The organism is Clostridium sp., from assembly GCF_040797585.1.
GTDB lineage: Bacteria > Bacillota > Clostridia > Clostridiales > Clostridiaceae > Clostridium_Z.
On record NZ_JBFNEO010000321.1, the window covers coordinates 1 to 1,714 of the forward strand.

At 29.8% G+C, this 1,714-nt stretch carries 1 protein-coding gene; it reads right to left on the reverse strand.

What is annotated here, in order from left to right; translation table 11 throughout:
- A partial coding sequence (locus AB2369_RS13190) for a 5'-3' exonuclease H3TH domain-containing protein (RefSeq protein ID WP_367666930.1) occupies positions 1-1,480 on the reverse strand: 1,480 nt, incomplete at its 3' end.
- Positions 1,481-1,714: the final 234 nt, after the last annotated feature.

Here is a 1,714-nt window from a genome sequence, read left to right on the forward strand (position 1 = left end):
GGGTATCTAATATATCTCTATTTACCTTAAATCCTATAGACTCCATATTAGAAAGTACCTTAGTTAATGGAAGCTCTATGTCATATAAAAGTTTCTCCATACCCCCTTCTAGTATTTTTTTATTTATGGCTTCATATAAATCTTTTAAATAGAAAGTTTCTTTAATTCTTATATCCTTATCTTCTCCCTGAACATCTCTATGAAGGTATTCATTTATTAACACCTTAGCCTCATAATCTCCCTTAGATGCATCTACAAGATATGCTGCAATTTTCACATCAAATACAAGGTTTTTAAGAGCTATGCCCCTTTTTCCTAAGGCACTATATGCACTTTTAACATCAAAAGCTATTTTCTTAATTTTGTCGTCTTCTAAAATATCCTTTAATTCTTTTAATACAGTTTCCTCTAAACTATCCATATTAATAAAATATACTGTATTCTGAGCTCTAATATATAGTTCTTTTAGGTTTAAGGAAGAGTATTTTGAAGTACCCTCTATATTAAAAGTTAGATATAATTCTTCATTTCCAACATATTCTTTAAAACTTTTAATATGGTCTAAAGTTTTTATATCATTGGTTTCAATATTTTCCTCTTCTTCTTTTATATTCTCACTCTTTGGTAATTTATCTAGTAGGGATTTAAATTGTAACTTATAGAAAAGTTGTCTTACACCCTCAATGTCTAAATTTTTCTTAGATTTTATCTCTTCTAAATCAATTTCTACTGGTACCTCTGTCATTATAGTTGCGAGCTTCTTTGAGAATATAGCTTGTTCTCTATATTCCATAAGGTTTTCCTTTAACTTTTTACCACTAATCTCTTCTAAATTCTCTAATACACCTTCTACACTTCCATAGGTCTTTATGAGTTTTATAGCGGTTTTCTCTCCAACCCCTGGCACTCCTGGTATATTATCTGATGTATCTCCCATAAGTCCCTTAACATCTATAAACTCTTTAGGAGTGATTCCATACTCTTCTATCATAGCATCCTCATCATAGATTACTTTCTCTGTTATACCTTTTTTAGTTATTACTACCTTTATATTTTTAGTTGCTAATTGAAGAGCATCCTTATCTCCAGTCACAATGTATACTTCCATGTTGTTTTTTTCCGCATGATTAGCTAAAGTTCCTATTAAATCATCTGCTTCAAATCCATCTATTTCAAATATATTTATATCTAAAAGTTTAAGCATATCCTTTACTATAGGGAATTGCTCTGCAAGCTCTGGCGGCATCTTTTTTCTTCCAGCCTTATAATCCTTATATTCTACATGTCTAAATGTTGGAGCCTTTCTATCAAAGGTTGCAACTATATAATCTGGATTTATCTCTTCCTTCATTTTAAAAAGCATAGATGTAAACCCAAGTACAGCATTAGTATGAATTCCTTCACTATTGCTAAGTAAAGGCAATGCATAATATGCTCTATTCATAAGACTGTTACTATCTAAAATCAATAATCTTTCCATATATTATCCTCCGCACTAAAAAATCAACTTCTTATAAACTATGTTTTTATTTATTGTTAAAATCTATATAATAAAGCATATAAGTTATAGATATACTACATCGCACTTAAACTAAACCTCATGATACTATGATTTACAACATATTCAAGATTAAGTTTAGAATGGTACATCTATATAGGGTTCTTAACTTATACCAATGATTTTTATCTTGTGACCTTATGGCGTGAAGACCTG